Source organism: Sulfurimonas crateris (assembly GCF_005217605.1).
Lineage (GTDB): Bacteria > Campylobacterota > Campylobacteria > Campylobacterales > Sulfurimonadaceae > Sulfurimonas > Sulfurimonas crateris.
This window is the reverse complement of the sequence record NZ_SZPX01000004.1, coordinates 114720-139175: the sequence shown is the minus strand read 5'-3', so window position 1 is coordinate 139175 and position 24456 is coordinate 114720. Positions and strand designations below refer to the sequence as shown.

Sequence of the window (24456 nt, the reverse complement as noted above, 5' to 3'; positions counted from 1 at the left end):
AAAGGGAGAGAGCCGTATTTAAAAGATTTATAGTTAGCGGGTTGACACTACAAACAATTTTTTTGCCCAAGTTGAACTTGGGCAAATTCTTCATCATAAAATTCATCTAAACCATCTTTTTATTACTTTAGGATAGAATAATAAAAATTATTCAAGGAAATCCCAATGTTTATAAAGATAGTTCTTCTTTTTAGTTTAATCTTCTGTGCGACAGCTTTAAATGCCGCCGGTTTTACAAAATCTGCATCGACTAAGCCTATGTTGGTTCAAGAGGGCCCTCAAAAAGAGTGGTGCCCTGTATGCGGAATGAGCATAGAGGCTTACTATAAAACTTCGCACACTTCAAAGATCCATGATCATAAAAACAGACAATACTGCTCAATAAGATGTCTTGCCGTAGATATGCAGGAGTATGAGATAGATGCCGATGACATAAAGGTCGTCGATGCTTCAAATGAAAAACTCATAGATGCTTCAACTGCTTATTATGTCGTTGGTTCTGATATTAGAGGGACTATGACAAAAGTGAGTAAACTCGCCTTTGCAGATAAAGATGTAGCAGAAGAGTTCAGTATTGAGAACGGCGGGGAGATAGTTGATTTTAAAACAGCTCTTAAGATGGCTCAGGACTCACTGCAATCAGATGTAGCTATGGTTCAAAATAAAAAAGAGAAGCAGATCTACTCAATGGGCAAAAAGATATTTGAGAAGAGATGTAAAAAAGAGATAGATATCAATGCATACTTGGAGATAAACGAGCTAAAAGCCGCACTTAAGGAGAAGAGTTTTTGTTCTGATCTAAAAGATAGCGAACTGCAGCCTTTATCGCTTTATCTTTGGGAAGTAAAGAGATTCGGCGATACAAAAGGAGTCGATGTTATAGAGGTAAGTAAAGATGAGAAGTGCCCGATCTGTGGTATGTTCGTCTATAAGTATCCAAAATGGGCAGCTCAGATATTTTACGGTGAAAAACACTTCTCGTTTGACGGCGTAAAAGATATGATGAAGTACTACTTTTTGCACAAAGATGACATCTCTAAGATGTTAGTGAGTGATTACTACTCTCAAAAAGCTATAGACTCTAAAGAGGCTTACTATGTAGTAGGCAGTGATGTTTACGGTCCGATGGGAGATGAACTTATACCTTTTGCCAAAGAGAGTGAGGCAAAAACTTTCTATATGGATCATAAGGGCACAAAGATACTAAGATTTGACGAAATAACAGAGATGGAGATAAAGAAGCTAGATGAATAGAAAAAGCAGACTCTTTATCTACTCATTTTTTGTTTTAAGTGCTATTTTGTCTGTGGAAATATGGTATCTTTTTTGGGCAAAAAGCATGGATGAAGAAGCGCTAAGAAGCAAAAGAGAGTTTGTAAAAACCGTACAGCTTCCTGATCTTAGCATCTCAACAGAGGCTTCATATATTAGACACAGAAGTTTAAGTGATTTTTTCTCGGCTTATAGGGATGACGGGACTCTTAGGGAGTATTTTGTATCAACATATACCTACAGAAGTGCTCCTTATTTAGGAGATAAGCAGTGAGAAGCAGATTCAACCTCTATATAACAGAGTATGCCATAAACTCTCTGCTTCGTCAGAGATATAAAACACTTTTTATATTCTTTATCTTAAGCGCTCTTGTCTTTTTGCTAAGCTCGCTCTTTTTTATAACAAACTCTATAAAGCATGAGCTCAATTCTACTGTTGATTCTCTGCCCGAGATAACTATTCAAAAGATCAAAGCGGGACGTCAGGATGAGATAGGAGTTGAAGTCGTAGACGAAATTTTGCAGATGAGCGGTGTTCAGAGCGCGGTTGCAAGAGTGTGGGGCTACTACTACTTTGAAAATGCGGGAGTTAACTTTACACTTGTAGGAATTGATGAGTATGAAGAGCAGTATAAAGAGTCGTTAAATAGTATTTCACAAAAGCTTGATTTTGAGAGCTCTGTTATGATGTTAGGCGAGGGTGTCAAGAGGGTTATGAAGAAGAGCTACTATAAAGAGTATTTCAATTTTATAAAGCCTGAGGGAACCATGAAGAGAGTCTATATAGGTGCTTCATTTGAGGGCGACACCGAGCTTGAGTCAAATGACGTAATAGTTATGAGCAAAAAAAATATCAGAGAGATTTTCGGGATCGATGAGACAAAAGCAACTGATATAGTGGCAAAGGTCGCAAACCCAAACGAGATAGCGACCATCGCTTCAAAGATAAAACTTCTCTACCCTGATGCAAGGGTTATTACAAAAGACGATCTAAAGATCAGCTATCAAAATATCTTTGACTACAAGAGCGGGGTTTTTCTTGCACTCTTTATTGTCTCGCTCTTTACTTTCTTTATAATCATTTATGATAAAGCAAGCGGACTTAGCAGTGAGGAGAAGAGAGAGATAGGGATACTTAAAGCTCTTGGATGGAGGATTGATGATGTCTTAAAAGAGAGATTTTATGAGGGGTTTATCGTCTCATTTTTCTCATATATTACAGGCATAATTTTGGCTCTCTTTTTTGTTTATATTCTAAAGGCTCCTCTTATGCAAAATATATTTATAGGCTACTCACAGTTAAAGACATCTTTCACTCTCCCGTTTGTTCTTGATTGGCAGAGTATGGCGCTCATATTTTTTCTAAGTGTGCCTGTTTATATTGCAGCTACGATCGTTCCTGCATACAGAAGCGCAACACTAGAAGTTGATGAGGTTATAAGATAGTGATAAAGCTAAAAGATGTGATAAAAGAGTACAAGATAAACGATGCAGAGACCCTGAGAGCACTAAAAGGGATAAATCTCGATATTAAAGAGGGAGAGCTTGTAGTGCTAAGAGGTGCAAGCGGAAGCGGAAAGAGTACTGTCCTCTCGCTAATTGCCGCACTCAGCAAGCCCACAAGCGGAGAGGTTGAAGTAGACGGAGACAAGATATCAAAACTTGCGGATAACTTTGCCTCCGAGTATAGACGCCACAACATAGGGTTTGTTTTTCAAAAGTACAATCTTATTCCAAATCTCAGCGTAAAAGAGAATATTCTTTTGCCTCTTGTTCCTATGAATCTTAGCAAAAAAGAGATAGATGAGAAGCTAAAAAGAGTTTTAAAGATGTTTCATATTGAGCATAAGAGTGAGCAGCTTGTTAAAAATCTCTCAGGCGGAGAGCAGCAGAGAGTGGCGATTGCCAGAGCAAATATAAACAACCCAAAGATCATTTTGGCGGATGAGCCAACGGCAAATCTGGACGAGAAACTCTCGCTTCACTTTATAGAGATGCTCCAAGAGCTTAAAGCTGAGGGGAAAACTATCGTAGTAGCAACTCATGACCCACTCTTTTTTGGGCTAAATTTTGCAGACAGAGAGATAGAGCTGCATCACGGAAGCATAATTTAGATGTTTTTAACTCCCGAAGTTATAGCTATTCTTGTTTTAAATGCACTCTTTGCACTCTTTGCATTTGTTGCATTTTTCATTAGTATCAAGATCTATCTTAACTGGAATATGAACTCTGCCTCCGCCTCTCAGTATGAGCTTGAGAAGCAGAGTTTCTTGGGCGCTACGATCATAAAATATATCTTGATAACAAAGAGCGCTCTTTTTTTGTTTTTTATATTTACGCTCGATAAGATATCAAATGTCATAACGGGAGCTATGTGTGCGGCAGGTGTTGTTGACGCAACGCAGACTGGAGCCTCTTTGATCGTCTTGAAGATATTAAATATCTATCTTTTTGCTTTGTGGCTAAAACTTCACTCACAAGACATGAGCGATAAGTTGCAGCCATATACAAAGATGAAGTTTGGGCTTTTTATACCTCTGTTTTTTCTTCTTGCGGTAGAGATCATCCTAGAAACTGTTATGTTTGGCTCCATAGAGATTGATAAAATGGTAAGCTGCTGTGGGACTATCTACTCAAGCAGTTCTACATCCGCGATATCTTCTCTTTTTTTACTGGACACTTCTATCTTGGTAGCTCTGTTTTACGGCACTTATCTCTTGATAGTTCTCCTCTATTTTATAAAAAACAGATATCTTTTCTCTGTAGTGAATTTTCTTTTTATACCTATTTCGCTCATCTCGCTGATACTTTTTTTCGGTACTTATATCTACGAGCTTCCGTCTCATCACTGCCCGTTTTGCTTTTTGCAGGGTGAGTACTACTATGTAGGATATCTGATATATACTCTTCTTTTTTTAGGGACATTTTACGGCATATCTGTTAGTTTTGCAAAAGAAGGAGAAGGAAGTTACAAAAAATCACTTCTATTTAATTCTCTTTATGTTATATTATTGACATTTTATGTAGTTGTTTACTACATAAAAAACGGTGTTTTTTTATAGGGATATATATGTTGAAGTTTAAAATTATCATAATTTCGTTGTTGGCAGTTATGTTTTTAGGTTGTGAAAAAAAGGATGGTGATGGTCCTGTTAAAATACATTGGGATAGAGATATGTGCGATAGATGCGTAATGGTTTTAAGTGACAGAAAAAATACACTGCAGCTCAGAGACCCTAATACGAAAAGAGTATATAAATTTGATGATATTGGGTGTATGGGTTTATGGTTTAATGAAGAAAATATTGCTTATAAAGATAGTGTTGCTATTTGGATCACAGATGCTCACACCGCAGAGTGGATAAACGCAAGAGAGGCATTTTATACAACCAACAATATAACCCCTATGGCATTTGGATTTAGTGCTTATAAATCAAAAGAGTTCATAAAAGAAGGCGAAGAAGTTATAGCCTACGATGAGGTATTAAAAAGAATAAAATGAGAGTACATTTAAAAAATATGGTTCTTTTTCAAAATGTTGATGAAGAGACAATCAGCAAGATAGAGAGTTTTACGACAGAGCATAAGGTTGCTAAAGACAATATCGTCTTTTACGAGGGTGATGAGCCTAAATATCTATATCTTTTGGTCAAGGGAGTTATAAAGCTATATAAGACATCATCAAACCATAAAGAGGTGGTGCTTAAATATTTTCATGACAATGAGCTTATAGGCGAGGTCGCAAACTTTGAGGGGATGCCTTATCCCGCAACGGCAAAAGCTTACAGCGATGTGGAGTTTTTGAAGATAGATTTTGAGAAACTAAAAGAGATTATTTTTTCCAACCCTAATCTGGCATTTAACATTCAAACATCTTTGGTAAAAAAGATCAAAAATCTTGAAAACATCATCTCTACAAATCTGGTTCTAGACTCAAAAGAGAGAGTGGCAAAGTATATCTACAGCCACTCTCAAGACTTTTTTGAGACCAAAAACATAGAGATAGCAGAAATTCTCGGTGTCTCACCAGAGACACTCTCTAGAATACTGAAATTCTTCAAAGACAGAGAGATAATCAATATTAAGACCAAATTTGTAGATAAAGAGGCTCTAAGAGAGTTTTTTTAAAAATATAGATATAACTGACCTATATCAACAACGAGATCTCTTCGCTTGGCTAAAATACCCACATTTTAACCACGGAGAGAAGCATGCGTTATCTTTTTTTATTGCTCGGTACATTTTTATTTACGGCTCAATTAGAGGCGAACGAGAGTAAAGTGTGTCAGGCGTGCCACCCTATAATCTACGAGGAGTATTACGAATCCTCTCACCGCAACGCATCTATCTACAACAACCCTATCCATAACGCTATGTGGGAGAAACACCCAAAAGATGAGAAGGGCTATACTTGTGCAAAATGCCACTCCCCAAGTGATTTAGATGCTCTTCAAAACGGAGTCGTTACAAAAAATGAGACTCAGGTAGAAGAGCCAATCTCCTGTATGTACTGCCACAGTATAAAAGATATCCAAGAGGGTGATAGCTCAAACAGCAATATTTTAGTCGATAAAAAGCGCGAATATTACACTGCTCAAGACGGTAAAAAAGGCAAAGTAGAGTATGAGATGAAGTCATCATGGTTTGGACTGAAAAAAGAGCCAAAAAGCTCTCCTTTTCACAAGATAGATTACGATAATGAAAACTACTATAATGGAAATGTCTGCATGGGGTGCCACTCCCATACTAACAACGATCACGGTTTTGATATAACTATGCTTGACGCTCTCATAAGCGAGGATGACAAAAACAGCTGTGTTACCTGCCATATGCCGCAGGTAGCAGGCTCAAAAGTTACGATCAACGAGACTAAGACCCATGCATACCACGGTATAGCGGGAATTTACCACAAAAGTACCAATATGGGAGAGTATATTGATTTTAAGCTCTCAAAAATGAGCGAGGGTTTTAGCGTTAATATTATAAACAACTCAAATCATGCTCTTTTCGGGCAGGCATTTAGACAGGGAATCTTGAAAGCTGAGATAAAAAGGGGCAATAAGACAATAGCGCTTGAGCCATTTGTGTTTGAGAGAATACTGGCTCGCGGAGGTGTGGAAGTTATGCCGTGGGAAGCGAATGAAGTCATAAAAGATACACTTGTCTATGCAAAAAGAGAGGTTTCATTCAGTGAGACTCTTCGCAGCGGTGACAAACTTACCTTGACTCTTGGAGTTCAAAGGATCTCAAAAGAGGGTGCTAAAAAGCTTGGGCTCGAACTTGACAAAGAGTTCACGAAATTTAGAATTTTAAAAAGTGAGACATTTAGTTTTTAGAGGTGCCCTTAAGTAAGGATTTCTTATAATACAACCTTAAATAAAATCTATTGTAGGTAGTATTGATGGCACAGGAAGATATTTGCGTATTAATGGTAGAAGATGATGAGATACTCGCAGAGCTTATATCTGATTATCTTCAAAATTGTGGGATAACAGTTGAAGTAAAGTCTGACCCAACAACCGTTATGGAATATCTTAAAGAAACAGCCTTTGACCTTATCATACTTGATCTCACACTTCCAAAGATGGATGGGCTCTTTCTTTGTGAACGGATCTCCGCCGCTTTTGACGTGCCTATAATAATCTCATCGGCAAGAGATGAGGTAAGTGACAAGGTATTGGGGCTTGAAAAGGGTGCGGATGATTACCTGCCTAAACCTTACGATCCAAGAGAGCTTGTCGCTAGAATAAATGCAATGTTAAGACGTAAGAAATCTTCTACTTCTTCTTCATCTGTTAAAGAGGAGATATTTGGAGATTTTAAGATCGATAAGTCAAAGATGGTGATATACCACAAGGAGAGCGCGCTTGATCTGACCGTGGCAGAGTATGGAGTGTTGTCATTTTTTATAAATCAAAGAGGCATAGTTCTTAGCAGAGGAACTATTTTAGATGCGGTTGAGGGTCTAAGCTGGGAGAGTGATGAGAGAAGCATAGATGTTATCATCAGCCGCCTGCGCTCAAAGTTATTTGACAATCCAAGAACTCCTACATATATAGAGTCGATCCGCGGTGTAGGCTATAGGATGAAGAGTTGAACAGACACTCTATTTTATTTAAGATAGGGATCTTTTTCTCTATTGCATTTGTCATAATCACAATTCTTTTTAAATTTATGTATGACTATGAGTTCTTATCGGTCAAAGAGAAGTTAAAGGGTCACTATCACAAAGTGGCAAGATACGTTATGCAACACCACACGGGCATAGACTCTAACGATGAGTTCTTAAAAAATCTGGAGAAAAAGCACATAAAAATAGTAGGGGATGATAAAGAAAAATTAGTGAAATTGCCAAAAAGCGACTCCATATCGTGCGGAATGCTCTACTTTGATCTTTACGAGAAGGATGGATATAGATATCTTGTAACACCGGAGGTAACCGGAGGACTTATTTTAAAAGATATGAATACCAAGCCGATAAACGTATACTATATGTGGTGGCTTTACGGCGCTTTTGTATTTGTATTTTTGGCTCTCTTTCTCTCTATTGCTATAAGCATGTACCCACTAAAACATCTACAGATGCAGATTCGCCGTTTTGGAGAGGGTGATATGGATATTGACCTCGCATCCAAGGGAAAAGATGAGATAGCAGAGGTCTCAAACGAGTTTGACAAAGCGGTTAAAAAGATAAAAGCTATGATAAACTCAAGAGTTATCTTTATACGAAATATTACACATGAGTTAAAAACTCCCATAACAAAAGGGAGGCTCTCTTTGGAGTTTTTGGAGGAGTCTCGTACAAAAGATATTCTAACAAACGTTTTCTTGCGCCTAAACCTGCTGACCAGAGAGATTGTGCAGATCGAGAACATAACTGCATGTGACTGCAATGTAGATAAAAAGAGTTACCATCTAACTGATATTTTAGATAATGCTGCAGACCTGCTATTTCTTGAACCAGACAGCATAAAAAACAATCTAGACAACAGAGTTTTTGAAGTTGATTTTGATCTGATGAGTATAGTCTTTAAAAACCTGATAGATAACGGCATAAAGTACTCTGCGGACTCGGAAGTCTACCTTGAGCTTCAGGGGAATGAACTCTCTTTTTGCAGCAGAGGCGAAAAGCTTCAATACCCTCTTGAGTACTATACTCAGCCATTTACGAAGTGTGATGCGAACTTGAGCGAGAGTTTCGGGCTGGGTCTTTACATCGTAAACTATATTTTAGAAAAACATGAGTACGCTCTTTCATACAGCTGCAAAAATGGTATAAACTCTTTTACAATAGCGCTTTAATCTAACCATCTATTTAAAATTCTTATCTTTGTTAACAATTCGTTAACAAAAAGTTAACATCCGATTTATATAGCTTTCTTATACTACATCTATGCAGTTTGAACGCAAAAAACAGCTACTGTTTGCGTTGTTTAAGCTACAGATAAAATTCTAAAAAAGGGTTAAGAATGAAAAGAGCGATAAAATTGTCCTTAGTGGCAGCTTTAGCAGGCGGAGCAATGCTTCAGGCGGCAAGTGTTGACATTGATGGTTATAGAGGCGGTACTCTTGATATTATGTTTAAGGGTATGACTGTTATAGACGACATTAAGAACGGATATGCTCCAAGCAACGGTAGCGGTTATCTTGTAAAGTTAAAATATGAGTCTCCGGACACTCTGCTAGATGGTCTAAAGTACGGTGTCGGTGTATACGTAAATGGTGACGCTGGCTTGACGAACTGGGATATAAAGACAGCACCGGAATGGGATAAAGGTGCATATGGTATGGTAGTTGACAAAGATGGCGACTCAAAAGGTCTGCTTGGTGAACTTTATCTCTCATACAAACATGAGTATTTCGATGCAAAATTCGGTCGTCAAACACTTGACACTCCACTTACAAAGATTTCTACTTCTCTTATGCCAAACTTCTATGAGGCATATATGTTAGGCACAAACGTAATAGAGGGTCTTCGTCTAACAGCAGGACATATAACAAAAATGTCTCTTGGCTCCCGTGCGGCAACTGATGCTGGTATTATCGGTGAAGGAACAGGAACAGCAGGTGTCGGATTTTCTAATACTTTGCTTGAGCAATTTAATGGTCCTATACAACAGGCAAAGTTTTACAATATTGGAACAATTGCAAACGTAGATAGCACTGCAGGCCGTACTGTGCTTGGTGCAACATATACGGGCGTAAAAGATCTTAAAGCTGATCTTTGGGTTTATCACTCTGATGATATAGCAAATGACATATATGCGGAGGTAGGCTACAAGATCCCTGTTTCTGAAGGTATGGCAGTAAACTTAAATGCTCAGTATTTAATGCAAAAAGATACCGGTGATAGTCTTGCTGGCGAGAGAGACTTCAATATGATGGGTGCAAAAGTTGCACTTGGAACAAAGAAGTGGGGAGTGTTTGCGGCAGTTAACTCATCAGGAAGCAAAGATAACGGTACTGAAGGTCAATACTTCAATGCTTGGGGCGCAGACCCTGCATATACAAGCTCTATCTTCTCTCGTAACGCATATCGCGAAGATGTAGACGCGTATAAAGTCGGTGCTCACTATGTGATAATGAAAGGGCTTAAGCTGATGGTTAACTATGCTAACTATGGTAAGTCAACCACTGAAGTAAGCGGTAAATCAGCTATAGATGATGCATATGAAGTTGACACAATCTTGGTATATAAACCAAGCAAAGAGTGGATGTTTAGAATCTTTAATGCAAGACGTGTAAGTGAGTTTAACGGCATAGGTGCATTTGCTGATAATGAAAGACGTCAAAACCATTATCGTTTAATTGCGTCATACTCGTTTTAATTCTTAATTTTTCTCCTACAAGATTGCCTAGGCTGATTCAGCCCGGCAATAAATTCTCCTGTTTTAATTTTTTATAGGCTCCCCTCTCAGGAGCCTATATTTATAGTGGCATTTCTTTATTTATAGTTTAATCTTCATAGTTTAGTCTTCTCTCTTACAGCTCTTTAACATATAAGTAATGTATATGTTTTGTTGGTGGGTTATGCTTTGTGAGATATTGTATGATTTGTTAGTAGCTTTAAGATGTATAGGTTTGTTTTTAACTGCTTATAACTAAGATAATATTCTGGGGGGATTATATGGGTTCGTAAGAGGTATAAAACTCTCGCAAGTGCGAGAGTTTAGGAAGAGGTCTGGATTACTCCATCTCCATTGATTCTTCAATAGCTTTTGTTACTTTTTTCTCTAATTTTACAAGAGATTGGTACGCTTTAGAGTCTCTAGGAGCAGATGAAGGACGAACATAAAGAACAGTTGTTACACCATCTTTTTCAGTAAGTGTTATACGGATAGGGCAGTAAGCCATCATATCTGAATCTTGGTTGATGATATCGTTACCGAATTTACCGTTACATGCAACAAGTGTTCTAACAGCAGTAAGTCCTGCTTTGTTGAAGTTCTCACCAAACTTTTTATCTAAACCTTTATGTTTAAACTCCTCTAAAATATCCAGCTGCCAAACAACAACAAGCATCTCTTGCTTGAATTTTGCAAGCATATTATCTAGAACTTTATCAACAGGAGCATTGTAGCTCACCTTATAAACATTACTCTCTGCAGCCCATACAGACACAGTCAATAAACACGCCAGTAGAATCTTTCTCATTTTACACATCCTTTGAATTTTACCCTATAGCAGGCTTTAATACTAAATCTCTTGTTAAAGAAATTTATTGTTATAAGTATATGTGCTTAGTATGAATTAGATGTTAATTTTTTGTTAACAGAGTGTTAATGCAGACTCTATTAGAGCCTTCCGTTGAGCAGTCTGATAAGAGCGTCTGATATTTGGTTGAAAGCAAATACTCTTTTACCGTTGTGTTTAGAAGCAAAATTATTAGCTGCTTCATATGTTGCAAACGGTACCAAATCATCGCCTGCAGGTGAAATAACATTACTTCCGTAGACAAAAAAAGCACCTTTGGCGTTTATGGGTTTGAGAGTGTCAAAATCGGTAACTAAAATTTCTTTGAAGTCTTCCTCGCTTTTGACACCGATATCAAACCATCTGCCTGGTTGTAGATAAAACTCCATCATTGATTTGGGAGATGAAAAGAAAAGTTTTTTGCTGTTTGCTAGCTCTATTTTACAAGCCCACATGGGTGCTTCATACACCTTCATCTTTCTTACTACACATGTACTCTCTTTATCAAAATCCATCTTGTAAGAGTCGTTTGCGCTCAAGCTTGAAATAGGCAAGAGAGATAGAGCAATTACCAGTGATGCGAATATTTTTTTGTACATACAAACTCCTTTTAAACCAAATCTTTTTTTTCAAATATTTTAAAACCGCCGTAAGCAAAAGCCAGCCCCAAGAGAAGAGGATAGCCGATGGAGACAAGAACAAATACGCTTTGACTCATAAGGTCAAGTATATAAAAGGCAACAGGTCCCATAACGGTAAGTTCGGGATCAAAAAGAGATATTGCGGCTACCCTGAAGAGTTCCATTGGGTTAATCATAGCGATAAATATGATAAGTTCTTCATTCATCCTTTGCTGCATCATAAGCGAGATAAGTGCTATATCTATAAAAGCGAGTAGAAATATCCAGACAAAGAATGAGATTCCAAGAGCAACTTCAGATGATTTTACAAACGAAGAGATGAAAAACGCTATACCTAAAAAAGCGCTTGATAGCGAGAAGAGCAGCCCCGTATATAAAAAGAAGATACTCCACGGAATTGCCGCACCTTTTATAAAACCAAAAATTATAGCAATAATCATAGCAAAAAGAACAGGAAGATATACAGTAATAAACCTTCCGATGATTTTACCCCAGTAATACTGCCTTAGCGAAATAGGAAACGAGAGCATATACTCAAGTATATGGTTGTCTCTGTCGCCAGAGATGGAGCGAACGGTGGTTATGAGTATAAATATAGGAAGTATAACTATCGTAATTTGGATATACATAAGCAGAAGTCTGCTGAGCCCGCTAAATCCCATTACCTGAGATTCAGTTACTCCTGCTATAAAAAAGAGGGCAATTAAGCCTCCAAATACAAGAGAGTAGACCAAAAACCATTTGGCTCTTATAGACTCTTTTAGATCTAGATATGCAATTAAATATAAATTTTTCAAATCAATCCTTTAGTACCCTAGTATCTGTTTTCTAATTTTTGGATTTCCCATATGTTCGCCTCTGAGTATTCTTAGTTTGACCTCGTCTATTTTTACAGTGTTCTCTTTTTCAATCTCATACGCGCCAAATCCATAACTCATGGGCGTCTTCTCATTAAAGCTAAAGTATGCTTTTGATGCATCTATGTATTTTTGCGTATCGTTCGTAAAAACCTCTGCTTTATACATGCTTATGTTTTTTTCTTGGCTCCAAAGAACCAGACATCCAATATCATCAAACCCGTAGCTTTTGTTTTGTGATTGAAGCTTTGCCGTGTAAATATTTGATGAAGGAAGCTCCATATTGCATTTTGGACATACCTCTTTTTGTTTCTCCTTATTATCTTTAGAAGAGAGAGAGCCTGATGAATTACAACCTGATATAAAAAACAGAAGCAAAAAATTTAAGATAAAAAACGAAACTTTAGAGTCTTTCATCTGCAACCACTTTTCCCATGTCCATATATATTTGTCTATTGACTAATTCTTGAACTTCCTCTACTCTATGAGTAACAAAAAGAAGAACTTTTTCATCTTCATTTTGTTTTAAAAGTCTATAGAAGTCATCTCTTGCCTTTGGATCAAGATTTGCAGTCGGCTCGTCATATATAATGATGTTGCTTTTTTTTGCTAAACTAATTGCTATAAGCAGTTTTTGTTTCATACCGCCGCTTAGTTTAAAGAATGACTTGTAAAGATTTGCTTTGATATCAAGCTTCATTTCGTTTGAGTAGTGTTCGATGAGTTCTTTGTCTATGTCTGTGCTCATACAGATATACTGCATCAGTTCTTGGATATTTAATTTTATGGGAGGGGGAAGTTGCGGTACAAAACTGACATTTTGCAACACCTTTACCCTCTCTTTAATCGGACAAAAACCATCTACAAGAACTTTTCCCGAATCTGGATGGTAGTATCCGAGGATTGCGCGGATAAGGGTTGTTTTTCCCGCACCGTTAGCGCCCATTAGTGCTATGGAGTCATTTTTGTTAAACTCGCAACTCACACTCTCAAGGGATATATGCTCGCCGAATTTTTTTGTAAGGTTTGAAATAGTTATCATTTTTTACACCAGGCTCTTAAGTCTAAAATCAAAGTTTAGCGCATCTGTATGGCAAACATCAATACATCTTCCGCAAAGAGTACAGTCTGCACCTGTAATATACTCTCTTGTTATACCCTTTTCTTCTCTTTGTTTGTCATATTTTGCTTTTGTAATCTCTAAAACCTGATTTTCAAAACATACGTCATGGCAAACCATACAGTGGTCGCAGTTGTCATTCCACTCTACTCTGAGTGCCGAGATTTTACCTAGGTAACCGTATGTGGTTCCAATCGGGCATATGTAGGTACACCAAGCTCTTCGGGAGTAAAAAACCTCAAAAGCCAAAACAACAACAACCCATAGAAGTGCCAAACTCCATCCATACGCGATCATACGGCTTAAAATTCCCACAACGTTAAATGTCTCAAACACCAAATAGCCGCTAATAAAAGAGAGGCTCAAAAATATAGCCCAAAAAATATGTCTGACTCTGTGATCAAACTTTCTCTCTTTGATAATTTTTTTATTTACAAGAGTGTCATGCCATTTTTCGCCGATTTCGCTTAGTATACCATATGGACAAACCCATGCACAGTAGCTTCTTCCGCCGACAAGAAGATAAAAAACAGCAATTGTCGCGGTGCCTATTATCATATTTACAGGCAGCTCGAACGTAGCTAGAAAAAGCTCTATTGTAGTAAAAATATCTATAAGATGAAAACCTAAAAACCTCGAACCGCTCAGCGTTCCCTCCAGCATCTGAATATCTACATGAAAAGATAGAAAAAAGAGCAGGTGAATGGAAATGATTAAAATCCATCTCTTCATCCTGTAACTAAACTTTTTTTTACCATCTTTTGTTCTATCAAAAAATGTTGACCAAAACGAAGAGTGTTTAATCGTTTCTCTGTTATTGTACTTATCCATTTAAAACTCCATTTTTTACAGCTGGTCGTTAAACATTATTGATTACTCTGAGCTGCGCGTGAGGGAAATTCTCCAATTTCATCTGCAAATTTTCTTAGCTCTTCTTCACTGGTGTTAATTAGTAATCCTCTCATGATTACATTCTCTTTTCTATTTGCTTTAAAATCGGTTAAGTCTTTGTATATCTTATCGGCACTTTGACCATAAAGTTTTGGTCCCATAAGTTTTCTACCGTCTTGTTCACCAGAACCGTTTGCTCCATGACATGCTGCACATTTACTTTTGTACTCATCACTTACTTTGAAGTTTCCGATATTTCCTGCTTTTTCTTTTAGTGCTTTTATTTGCTCTGCATCTTTTTCCTCATCACTTTTTTCTGCCGGTGTCACTTGTGTTGTAACAGTTGCATCTGTAAAGCTTCCTATCCCTTTGGCGTGTTCACCGCCATGGTAAGCTCCTCCTTTTGAGAATGTCCATGCCATTAGACCAAATACTAAGATTGTTGCTATTGCTGCTATCGTATTTTTCATACTTACTTCCTCATCTCATTTATCATTTTGTTAAATTCGTATATTTCATTGGCAAGTTTTCTTATCTCTTCATCATCCATTTGGCTGATAAGACCGTTCATTAATACATTTTTAGATGAGTCCTTTTTAAACTCTGCAATTTTATTAAAAATATACCCAGAGTCTTTTCCAAGAAGAGAGGGACCTATAACACCGTTTGCATAGTCATTGTGACAAGCAGAACATTTTACGATAAACTCTTTGCTTAGCTGTTTTACAAGCATTGAAACCTGTACGTTTTCATAAGGGCTTCTAACATATATATTTGCATCAACGGCAGTTCTTGGCTTTGTTCTCACCGAAGCATCCTCATTGGCAGGTATAGAGTTTAGATCATATTCACTCTGTATATTGTAGTCATAGTAATATGATTTACTTTGGTTTTTATCATGCTTTTTTTCTTCAACTTTAACTGCCAGCGCATTTTTGTTTTCAATGACTTCAATACTCTGTAAATTGCCCGTTTTTGAACTATTCGTGGCAGATTCTGCGTTTGCACTCTCTTTTTTATTACTCTCTTGGCTGCAACCTGTAAAAAGAGCAAGAAACAAGATCCCGCTAATATATAATAAACTTTTAGATTTTAAATTACAATTTTTCATTTAAGGCCTCATTTTTTGTTTAAGTAGTACTCTTCATAAGTTACTCTTGGTTTAACTACAATTGACGCAATCGTAGTCGGGCAAACTTCTTGACACACACCGCATCCTATACACCCGTCATAGATCTCTGGTCTATTTCCGCCGCCACTGTCACTTACCATAGCTATAGCACTTAACGGATTTGGAATAGGACACATATCAGCGCATAAAGTACACTGCTTGCCCTCAAACTGATCGAATTTATCGAGTAGTTTTTCTTCTAACTCGTGTATATTTACTACAGAGTCGGTAAATTTATGCATCTTCTCATTGTACCCTTTAGGAACAGGTGTACTGCTTATTGCAAGACAAGTATCCGGAAACTCTAGTACAGCAATTCCCATCTTGATATCTTCCGGTTTTTCAGTATGATGATCCAGTGCTCCGCTTGGGCATGCAAGAACACAAGGTACCGCGCTACAAGCATAGCAACCTCTCTCATCTGCATCAATATACGGTGTTCCCACACCATGACCGCTGAGGAAATCGGCAAGTTTTATAGAGTGGTAAGGGCAGACTTGAAGACATTGACCGCACTTTATGCACAGCGCTAAGAATTTCTTTTCATCCACTGCCCCTGGCGGTCTCAATCTGTTCTCCGCTCTTAATACATAGGGGCTAAATACCATGCCTCCACCTAAAACAAGTCCCAATATCCCTAATGTAGAGTATTTTATAAATTCTCTTTTATCTGTTTTGACTTTTTCCAAAATTTATCCTTCTATCTTAACTATGGGTTTTGCATCTTCAAATAAAAAAAGCGGCTTTGTAAATGGTGCCAGTTTTGCTAAAAAATTTAGCAAAGAGATAACGGGCGAACCGTAGAAAAACTTGACATCAGGGTTGTGAATCCAGAGCTGATCCGCATATCTATAGACTTTATGCGGGGTATCGCCTATGTTATCGCCATTCTTGTCAAAGCCTTCGTAGTTATCCCAGTAATTTTGGCTAATCTCATTATTGTAAGTTCTGCTTGATCTGCCATCATTTACTACATCTTCAATATTTCCCATGATTATGTTGTTTTTAATAATGTTGTCTTCACTTAAAGAGTGGAAGTGAAGTGCTTGTGAGTTGTACAATATTTTATTGTTCTCTATCCAGTTATTTGTGTCAGGTTCAAATGGAGATCTGTCAATATATATTCCCTGAGCACAGTACAAGACAGTATTGTCTTTTATCGTAAAGTTAGTCACCTCTTTTAAACCTATCCCCATTCCCGTAGTGCCTAAAGAGCTTTTTATAAAATTGCCTGTTGCAACAGTATCTTTTGAGTACATAAAAAATATTCCTACAGAATTGTATTTATAGCTATTATTTTTTACATAATTTTTGCCGGCATACATAAAGTGCAACGAATATCTGCAATGCTCGCCGATATTCTCCTCTATAAGATTTCCGTGACTATACCAGACAACCATGTCTCGAGAGTGGATAAGAGAATTTTTTCTTATGATGTTGTCGTGACTGTACCACAGTCTTAAACCGTCTCCTTTTAGTCCTAAGTCAAAATCTTTTGATGTTATTGTGTTGTTGGAGATGATTGAGTTGCTAACCATCTCCATGTCTATTCCAAAAAGAGAATCATCTATGGTGCAGTCGCTAACTTCACACTGCTTTGCTTCAGATATAGCGATAGCAGCATCAATGTTTTCATGTCTGTCCCCACTACCGGTAATCCTTAAGTTTTTAAGCGTCACATAAGAACTTTTTATGGTTATAACGGTTCCTTTGCCTTCACCGTCAATGACTACGCCATCTTCTTTTCCTACGATTGTTAAAGGCTTATTTATGACAACACTGCCTTTGTAGACTCCTGCAGGAAGCTTTAAGATAGAACCAACAGGGGCATCGTCAATTGCTTTTTGCAATACATTTGCGCTTAACAGTGGCAAAAATAGAGTTAATAAAGCAAAAAGAAGCTTAAACATGTTAGTTGTTTATCTCTTTAAGAGCTTTTTGTTTTGCAAAAAACGCAAGCAAGCTAAGTAGGCCAATAGCTATAATAAGATAAAAACCTATTGAGGGATAAGAGTGTGTTATAAACTGTGCGATCTTTCCGTCCCCGAAAACCGTCGGCATAAAAGGTTTGATTTTGAACATTCCCCAGTCATGAAGATTATGTCCAAACCAATAGAGCCAAAATGAATAATCGGCAATAAAGAGTAGCGGAAGAGATGCAGGAACCAACATCAGATAAGTTAAAATTTTAGAGTTATAAATCATAAAGTATATTATGCCCAAAGATAATGCTAAAAGAGCATATACACCTATCTCTCTCTCTATAGTTCCGCCCACCCACATAGGATCCATCCCGACATAATGGTTAATAGTATTCATCTCATGAACTTCTCCGCTGTAACCGTCAAAATGGAAAAATACGGGAATACCCTCTGGAAAAGCATCTTTAGGATAATTTGGTGCTTCAAGAGAAACTGCCCAAATAGGCATAGAGGCAGGACCTATCTCCGCACTATATGCTATCATTTTTTCTAAATCGTTATGCGCTTCTTCAGGTGTAGTAACACTTTTGTATCGACCTTGATTATAAAAATTCCAAACTATTTTACTAAGAGATGAGATCTCATCTCCTTTATTATCCTCTATCTGGTTTAGTGCTCCATGAAACGCTAACATTGGAAGTGTAAAAGAAAAGGTTAAGATCAACAAAGCTAAAACGGCAAACACTCTTGATTTTATCAAACTTTTATTCATTGTGAAAATCCTTTGTATATAAAAAATAAAGTTTGAAGATTAAGAATAATCCTCAAGTTTTATTTTAGAATATATTATATAACAATATTATTATTATAATCTTAAATAATGAAAGATTGTTATAAATGCAAAAAGGGAGAAGAATAAAATTCCCCTCCCTTTTTTTAATTTTTTCTAAAGATAGGTTTTTAGAAAAGATTTGCGTTTTCATCTACCCATTTAAGATACTCTATGATATCTTCAGTCTCTTTCTCACTCATGTGCTGATTAGGCATTTTAAGGTTAAAGTAATCAATCATACCTTTAACATATGGATCCTCATACATTTTTTCAGGATTCATAATAAAATCTTTTACCCATTTTCGACTATCTTTACCGTGTCTCTCAAGTACACCTGTTAAGTCTGGACCGGAAGAGACTTTGCCGATAACGTGACAACCGCCACATCCGCCTTCTCCAAATGCTTTTTCACCGTTAGCAGCTGCAGCTGACTGTTTTGTAGCAATGATTCTAACAAGGGCATCTTTTGCTCTGATCCCGACATCGGCTGTTTTGACCATAAGTTGCCAAATCATATTTTCAAAAAGGATAGCTTTTTCCAGATCACCGGCTTTAACTGCTTCATCAGCTAGTTTTTTCTGTGCAGGAATTTGACCGTATTGATCAAAGGCATCTGTAACAAGATCCGCAACAACTTTATGCTTATCAAAGTTATTGTCTTTTAAGAACTTAACGACCGACTGTATAACAGCATCAGTTGCGGCATTCGTTGCAACAGTTTTGTCATATTCAGCTTTTAACTCTGCAGGAGTCATTGTTTGCATTTTCATTTTTTGTGCACTTTCGTACTTTTTGTTCGGGTCTTTTACCATCAGGTAACCCATCATCTCTAAGTGAAGAGCAGAACAGAATTCTGTACAGTAGTAAGGAAAAACTCCCTCTATGTCAGCAGTAAACTTAATACTTGCAGTTTTACCAGGCTCAAGCGACGCATGAACATTATAATGGCCAATCGTAAAACCGTGTGCCTCATCTTGAGCACGCTCAAGGTTTGTTAGGTACATAGTTACCTCATCGCCCTTGTTTACAGTAATTCTCTCGGGATTGATGTGTGAACGAACAACAGTCGCATAAATTTTGACTTTGTTTCCATCTCTTTCAATTCTCTCTTGACCTGCAAGTGTTTTACCCTCGTGGATTGAGTCAGTTCTAGAGTTTGTACCCATTGGATATCTTACATGTCCGTGAAGTTTTTCAGCTCTAATAGCAACTGCTTGGTGTGGCTCTCCAAGAGGAAGAGGCATGTCTACAAGAAGGTCCATCTTTTTACCACTAATATCAATTAGCTGGTGATTTTGTGGATGAAGTGGTCCAACATTTTGAAATCTATCAATTGCTAATTTGTTGAGTGAAATAATATATTTTCCTTGAGGATCAGCAGATTTACCCTCCATCCCACAAAGGTGTCCTACATTGTAGTGAACATTTACTTTATCTAGTACTTTAAGAGTTTTATAGTTCCATTTTACGATTTGACTATCAACGTAAAGTGAAGTATAAATTTCACCATCAACGTTTGAGTATTGATTATGTAATGGCCCAAGACCAAGTTCTGCTTGACCGTGAAGAGATTTTTTCATGTCTAAGATAGGAATGCCGTATGGATCTTTTCCAGCATACTCTTTACTGTCAATAAGTTTTTTGATTTTACTCCATTTAAAAACAGAAGCGTGCGTATCTAGTTTACCACAAACCGTGATGTATTCACCATCAGGAGATACGTCAACACCATGCGGAGATTTTGGTTCAGGAATTAAGAATAGTGCATTGTTTTTAACCGCGATTTCCATAGGAATAACTTTGTGATCATTAATGATTTTTACATTTTTTGGATCTTTTGCAAGTTCTCCCAGTTTTCTCCAGTTATATACATGTAAGAAGTCAGTATCATTTCTACTCATACCTGCTTCATTTGGCGGCATACCTACTTCGATCCCACCTGTATACATTTCAGTATTTACAGAGTTTGTAAATCCCCATCCGTCAGAAACGCCTTTTCCGGAGTCACTTAAATCTTGCATATATGGAGGCATCTCAATTGTAAAAGACTCTTTCTCTTGAATCTTCCCTTTTTTGTGATCAAACTTCCACATTGTAACACCACCGCGGTATGCTTCTTTGTAGTCTTCGATTGGATGGTAGTTATTATCAAATGGAGCTGCATATTGGCATGCTTCAATGATATAGTCACTGTTTTGAGTAAAGAAAGCTCCACCGTGAGCAGATTTGAAAACAGGGTTAACAACAATCTGTTTTGTTTCAAAGTCTGCTAAGTCGATAATAGCGATACGAGGATTTGCCTTATCATTGATAGCAAGCCATTTGCCGTCATATTTTCCATCTATTTCTGAGAGAGCAGGGTGGTGAGTATCTCCCCAGTTGATCTCTCTTCCTCTGATATTTCCTTGTCTTAGAACCTTTTTAGACTCTTCGTCAAATCCATATCCCTGCCAAGGCTCAGGAGTAAAAACTCCGATATATTTTAAAATTCTCATAGACGGAACACCGTATACAATCACCTGTCCTGCTTGACCCGCGGAACTAAAAACAACAAACTCATCTTTTACACCAGAGGGGTTGTAAGTTTTTGCAGCACGAACTACATCAAGCTCACTTAAACCCCTTTTCTTCATAACTTCAGCAAGCTCACCGCCACTAGCAACCAAACCGCTTGCGGCTAGCGAAACGCTCAGTAACACTGAAGAAAACTTAGTGAAATGTCTTTTCATAATACTCTCCTTAAATTCCATTGATAACAAAATAGTAATAAAATCAAGAGCTTGAAAATTTGACCTTAGTCAAATTTTTGAATTAATTTTAATTTTTAAGTTTAGAATATAAAATAAGAGAATCTAGGTCTTTTTTTAGATTTTTTAGTTTAACGGCTGTTGAACTCAGCTCTTCAAGAGATTGTATGACGGCATCCTCTTTTTTTCTTAACTCTTTGTCTCTTGTTTTGTCGTTCATATCATATATCAACTCTACTAAATCCTCTATATGCCTCTCTGTAACCTTTAATGATTCGTGTGCGTACTCTATTGAGTTGCCGGAGTACTCTATTGAGTCGTTTATCTTTTTTACGAGTGAATTAAAATTGTCTTTTGCCTGGATTATGTCTGTACCAGCATTCTCTATTTCAATAGGTTTTAGTTCTTTGATCGAGCTATTTGAAATAATCTCTTTTGAGGCAGATAGAAATTTTTGTACAAAAGCGATAACTGTTTTTAACTCGGTAAATAAAAACAGAAGAAGAAGTACAAGAAGAGTAAAAAGTAAATATTGAAGATATTTGTAAAACTGCTGTTTTTCCTCAAAGCTCTCTTTCTCTTTTTGAACAATATTGTTAAACTCTAAAATGAGCCTTAAATTAGTGTTATAAATCTCTTTTACACTTTTTTCAAATAAAATATTTGAGTAGATCGATCTATTTTTGAACTGATCTCTGAATGTCTGTACATTAAGGTAAAAAGAGTTCCATAGCTTTGCAATATTTTCATTTGTTTTACTATTTTCATTTCTAGTATTCATGACATCTAAAAATTTTTTGATAGAGTCATCCAATGTTTTTGCAGAGCTAGTCGGATTTTTATAGATATAGAAAATATTTTTAGATATCTCCTGCGTAAAATCTTTTTGTTTATTTATTGCATTTATAAAATCATTATGTTCAGAAATATTTTTTGACGTATAGCCAAAAATAATAGCAAGCGTAATTGAAAGAGTAAAGATAAGTGCACCCACAATTTTAATTTTTTTCATTTTTTACTCCTCGTAAATAGAAACAAGAGCTTCTTTGTCTAAAATCATAATTTTTCCATTGTTAGAATCTATGATCTTATCTCTTTTGAGTCTGTTTAAAACCCTTGAGAGGGTCTCCGGCTGAATGTGAAGAATAAGTGATATCTCTGCTCTTTTTAAATTGTTGAATATATCAAGGTTATCATGAAGCATCATAACAACTTTTGCGGTAGAGTTAAAGATAAACTCTCTGTTTACAAGTGATTGCAGCTGCTGGGATTTTAAAATAATTTCATTGATAATTTCAGAACATAAGCACCCTTTATCTAAAAATTCTTCTTTAAACTTTTTATAATTGATTTGTAGTATTTGAGAATCTTTTAGAAGCGCTACATTTGCAAATGAGTTAAGAATATCTTGTTTTGTGCTTGATATTTCAGTTATTAGAGAGTTTTCATATATGTAGTGTAAAAATATTTCGTTGTTGTGTTTATCTATTTTATATGCTTTTGCCAAGCCTTTTAAAAGATATAAAAGAGAGTCGTTTTGCTTTTTTTCATAATATACGACATACTCTTTTGAGTAGTTGTGTATTACTGAGATAGATGACAAAAACTCTATCTGATCTTTATCAAGAGTTGAAAAAAAATCTAAAGAGGAGATAACTTCCTTGGTGGAGATGCTTTTGTTCATTGCAAAGTATTAAAACATACCTCTTTATTTATATCAAACCTAAACAGTTCTGATTTGCTATGAGCGCTGTTGTAAATATACTGAATTGAAATATCTGCATCTAAAAAGCGTTTTGAATTTCTGCAAACGCCCAAAGTTACTGCCTCTTTCATTCTACTGTGGTCATTTTTTTTTACACTTTCATCACTTTTTGGAGATATGTCAATTTCAAATATATAGACAAGCGTAGTATCGTCTGCCTTGATGCTTGTAAGTTCTGTGTATTTGTCTATTCTTGAAGGCAAAGCTTTTGACAACTCTTGGGCAGCCAATTTAGCGATCTCTTTGTTTTGCTTTTTCATATTTTGGGGCGAAATTTCTCTGCTTTGCAGCGGTATGTCTGCAGCATAAACAGAAAACAGTATAGACATCATCACAAATAAAAATTTCATTTTTTTCTCTTTTTTGTAAATAGTAGTGCACAACAGCAAAACTTAATTATTTAAGTTTTGTTGAGAAACTAATCTTGCTGCTGTCTCATATATGAAGGGATGTCTAAATGACTTCCGTCTAGATCACCGCCAACAACTAACCTTGGGCGTATTTTTGTAACTGGAGAAGGAGTCTCGTTTACAAAGTTTTCATTGTTTGAACCGGAGTTTAGGTCTTTCTCAAAACCTGTTGCAATAATAGTTATTTTTACATAGTTCTCAGGAAGAGTCTCATCCGTAGATGTACCGAAGATTACATCTGCATCTTCATGCGCACTCTCTTGAACCACGATCATCGCCTCTGATGTCTCTATCATAGGGAAGTTTGGATGCATATGGAAGTGAACCAATACACCCATAGCTCCGTTTATAGAGACATTATCAAGAAGAGGAGACTCGATAGCCGCTTTGATAGCCTCGTAAGCAGCATTTTCGCCTTCATGCTCACCGACACCCATAAGCGCCATACCTTTGTGGCTCATAACAGTTTTTAAGTCGGCAAAGTCAAGGTTGATATCATTTTCACCCGTAGAGAGAATTACGCCTGCTGTTCCGCTTACCGCTTGAGCCAAAACACTGTCAACTATTTTAAAGCTGTCTTTGATGCCAAGTTTTCTGTCAATGATAGAGAGTAGTTTGTCATTTGGAATAACTACGATAGAGTCGCTCTCTTTTTTAAGCTCTTCAAGTCCTGCTTTTGCAAGTTTTAGTCTTTTTGGCGCTTCAAACATAAAAGGTTTTGTAACGATTGAGACTGTCAGAGCATCAACCTCTTTAGCGATCTTTGCAATAACAGGTGCCGCTCCCGTTCCAGTTCCTCCGCCAAGACCTGCAGAGATAAATACTATATCTGCTCCCTCAAGAGCCTTTTTTATCTCATCGTAGTTCTCTAATGCAGACTCTTTGCCGATCTCAGGCTTCATTCCTGCGCCAAGACCTTTTGTAAGTTTTACACCGATCTGGATCGTAGATGCACCGACAGTCTCTTTTAGTGCTTGAGCATCGGTGTTTATCATGATCATCTCGATGCCTGTAACACCCTCTTTGATCATATGACCGATCATATTTCCGCCACCGCCGCCGACACCGACAGCTACAATCCTTGCTCCATTTATGCCACGTGCTTCTTCAATTAAAAACGGTTCCATACTCTCTC

27 protein-coding genes are annotated in these 24456 nt (G+C 37.0%); 11 read left to right on the top strand and 16 right to left on the bottom strand.

The genetic code is table 11. The annotated features are described in order from the left end of the window. Positions 1 to 165: 165 nt before the first annotated feature. The 11 genes from FCU45_RS06125 to FCU45_RS06075 all read left to right on the top strand — a co-directional run bounded on the left by FCU45_RS06125 (position 166) and on the right by FCU45_RS06075 (position 10100). Positions 166 to 1254, top strand: coding sequence for a nitrous oxide reductase accessory protein NosL (locus tag FCU45_RS06125; RefSeq protein ID WP_137013369.1), 1089 nt, complete (start codon positions 166 to 168; stop codon positions 1252 to 1254). Further along, a complete protein-coding gene (locus FCU45_RS06120; RefSeq protein ID WP_137013367.1) occupies positions 1247 to 1546 on the top strand; it encodes a hypothetical protein in 300 nt (99 codons plus the stop codon). The genes FCU45_RS06125 and FCU45_RS06120 overlap by 8 nt, the downstream gene beginning before the upstream one ends. Continuing rightward, positions 1543 to 2718, top strand: coding sequence for an ABC transporter permease (locus FCU45_RS06115; protein WP_137013365.1), 1176 nt, complete (start codon positions 1543 to 1545; stop codon positions 2716 to 2718). The genes FCU45_RS06120 and FCU45_RS06115 overlap by 4 nt, the downstream gene beginning before the upstream one ends. Continuing rightward, on the top strand, positions 2718 to 3386 hold the full coding sequence (locus FCU45_RS06110; RefSeq protein WP_137013363.1) for an ABC transporter ATP-binding protein: 669 nt from the start codon (positions 2718 to 2720) through the stop codon (positions 3384 to 3386). Before FCU45_RS06115 ends, FCU45_RS06110 begins: the two co-directional genes overlap by 1 nt. Next, positions 3387 to 4334, top strand: coding sequence for a hypothetical protein (locus FCU45_RS06105; protein ID WP_137013361.1), 948 nt, complete (start codon positions 3387 to 3389; stop codon positions 4332 to 4334). An 8-nt stretch (positions 4335 to 4342) separates the two neighbouring features. Continuing rightward, positions 4343 to 4774, top strand: coding sequence for a hypothetical protein (locus FCU45_RS06100; RefSeq protein ID WP_137013359.1), 432 nt, complete (start codon positions 4343 to 4345; stop codon positions 4772 to 4774). Next, positions 4771 to 5400: a Crp/Fnr family transcriptional regulator gene (locus FCU45_RS06095; protein WP_137013357.1), complete on the top strand. Its 630-nt coding sequence runs from the start codon at positions 4771 to 4773 to the stop codon at positions 5398 to 5400. The genes FCU45_RS06100 and FCU45_RS06095 overlap by 4 nt, the downstream gene beginning before the upstream one ends. A gap of 83 nt (positions 5401 to 5483) precedes the next feature. Next, a complete protein-coding gene (locus FCU45_RS06090) occupies positions 5484 to 6608 on the top strand; it encodes a multiheme c-type cytochrome (RefSeq protein ID WP_137013355.1) in 1125 nt (374 codons plus the stop codon). 65 nt (positions 6609 to 6673) lie between these two features. Beyond that, positions 6674 to 7369 carry a response regulator transcription factor gene (locus FCU45_RS06085; RefSeq protein ID WP_137013353.1) on the top strand — a complete coding sequence of 232 codons (696 nt, stop codon included), beginning with the start codon at positions 6674 to 6676 and terminating at the stop codon, positions 7367 to 7369. Next, a complete protein-coding gene (locus tag FCU45_RS06080) occupies positions 7366 to 8574 on the top strand; it encodes an ArsS family sensor histidine kinase (RefSeq protein WP_137013351.1) in 1209 nt (402 codons plus the stop codon). The genes FCU45_RS06085 and FCU45_RS06080 overlap by 4 nt, the downstream gene beginning before the upstream one ends. Before the next feature lie 167 nt (positions 8575 to 8741). Then, positions 8742 to 10100 (top strand): OprD family outer membrane porin, encoded by a 1359-nt coding sequence (locus FCU45_RS06075; protein WP_137013349.1) that lies wholly within the window; start codon positions 8742 to 8744, stop codon positions 10098 to 10100. A 358-nt stretch (positions 10101 to 10458) separates the two neighbouring features. Here FCU45_RS06075 and FCU45_RS06070 read toward each other — a convergent pair whose 3' ends face one another. The 16 genes from FCU45_RS06070 to ftsZ all read right to left on the bottom strand — a co-directional run bounded on the left by FCU45_RS06070 (position 10459) and on the right by ftsZ (position 24448). Continuing rightward, positions 10459 to 10926, bottom strand: a complete 468-nt coding sequence (locus FCU45_RS06070) for a DUF302 domain-containing protein (RefSeq protein ID WP_170175835.1) — start codon at positions 10924 to 10926, stop codon at positions 10459 to 10461. 140 nt (positions 10927 to 11066) lie between these two features. Then, positions 11067 to 11564: a nitrous oxide reductase accessory protein NosL gene (locus FCU45_RS06065; protein WP_137013345.1), complete on the bottom strand. Its 498-nt coding sequence runs from the start codon at positions 11562 to 11564 to the stop codon at positions 11067 to 11069. An 11-nt stretch (positions 11565 to 11575) separates the two neighbouring features. Next, positions 11576 to 12403 carry an ABC transporter permease gene (locus FCU45_RS06060; protein ID WP_137013343.1) on the bottom strand — a complete coding sequence of 276 codons (828 nt, stop codon included), beginning with the start codon at positions 12401 to 12403 and terminating at the stop codon, positions 11576 to 11578. A 9-nt stretch (positions 12404 to 12412) separates the two neighbouring features. Next, positions 12413 to 12880 carry a hypothetical protein gene (locus FCU45_RS06055; RefSeq protein ID WP_137013341.1) on the bottom strand — a complete coding sequence of 156 codons (468 nt, stop codon included), beginning with the start codon at positions 12878 to 12880 and terminating at the stop codon, positions 12413 to 12415. Continuing rightward, on the bottom strand, positions 12867 to 13505 hold the full coding sequence (locus FCU45_RS06050; protein WP_137013339.1) for an ABC transporter ATP-binding protein: 639 nt from the start codon (positions 13503 to 13505) through the stop codon (positions 12867 to 12869). The genes FCU45_RS06055 and FCU45_RS06050 overlap by 14 nt, the downstream gene beginning before the upstream one ends. 3 nt (positions 13506 to 13508) lie before the next feature. After that, positions 13509 to 14414, bottom strand: coding sequence for a NapH/MauN family ferredoxin-type protein (locus FCU45_RS06045; protein ID WP_137013337.1), 906 nt, complete (start codon positions 14412 to 14414; stop codon positions 13509 to 13511). A gap of 35 nt (positions 14415 to 14449) precedes the next feature. Then, positions 14450 to 14944, bottom strand: a complete 495-nt coding sequence (locus FCU45_RS06040; RefSeq protein ID WP_137013335.1) for a c-type cytochrome — start codon at positions 14942 to 14944, stop codon at positions 14450 to 14452. A 2-nt stretch (positions 14945 to 14946) separates the two neighbouring features. Further along, positions 14947 to 15534, bottom strand: coding sequence for a c-type cytochrome (locus tag FCU45_RS06035; protein ID WP_246032256.1), 588 nt, complete (start codon positions 15532 to 15534; stop codon positions 14947 to 14949). A gap of 59 nt (positions 15535 to 15593) precedes the next feature. Beyond that, positions 15594 to 16334, bottom strand: a complete 741-nt coding sequence (locus tag FCU45_RS06030) for a 4Fe-4S dicluster domain-containing protein (protein WP_137013331.1) — start codon at positions 16332 to 16334, stop codon at positions 15594 to 15596. 3 nt (positions 16335 to 16337) lie between these two features. Further along, entirely contained in the window at positions 16338 to 17555 is a 1218-nt protein-coding gene (locus FCU45_RS06025) for a nitrous oxide reductase family maturation protein NosD (RefSeq protein WP_137013329.1), read from the bottom strand. A gap of 1 nt (position 17556) precedes the next feature. Beyond that, entirely contained in the window at positions 17557 to 18339 is a 783-nt protein-coding gene (locus FCU45_RS06020; RefSeq protein ID WP_137013327.1) for a cytochrome C, read from the bottom strand. A gap of 188 nt (positions 18340 to 18527) precedes the next feature. Further along, positions 18528 to 21128 (bottom strand): Sec-dependent nitrous-oxide reductase, encoded by a 2601-nt coding sequence (gene nosZ / locus FCU45_RS06015; protein ID WP_137013325.1) that lies wholly within the window; start codon positions 21126 to 21128, stop codon positions 18528 to 18530. An 88-nt stretch (positions 21129 to 21216) separates the two neighbouring features. Beyond that, positions 21217 to 22158, bottom strand: coding sequence for a hypothetical protein (locus tag FCU45_RS06010; protein ID WP_137013323.1), 942 nt, complete (start codon positions 22156 to 22158; stop codon positions 21217 to 21219). A 3-nt stretch (positions 22159 to 22161) separates the two neighbouring features. Beyond that, on the bottom strand, positions 22162 to 22830 hold the full coding sequence (locus FCU45_RS06005; protein ID WP_246032255.1) for a Crp/Fnr family transcriptional regulator: 669 nt from the start codon (positions 22828 to 22830) through the stop codon (positions 22162 to 22164). Then, entirely contained in the window at positions 22827 to 23261 is a 435-nt protein-coding gene (locus tag FCU45_RS06000; RefSeq protein WP_137013321.1) for a hypothetical protein, read from the bottom strand. The genes FCU45_RS06005 and FCU45_RS06000 overlap by 4 nt, the downstream gene beginning before the upstream one ends. 68 nt (positions 23262 to 23329) lie before the next feature. Then, on the bottom strand, positions 23330 to 24448 hold the full coding sequence (gene ftsZ, locus FCU45_RS05995) for a cell division protein FtsZ (RefSeq protein WP_137013319.1): 1119 nt from the start codon (positions 24446 to 24448) through the stop codon (positions 23330 to 23332). Between the last annotated feature and the right edge of the window lie 8 nt (positions 24449 to 24456).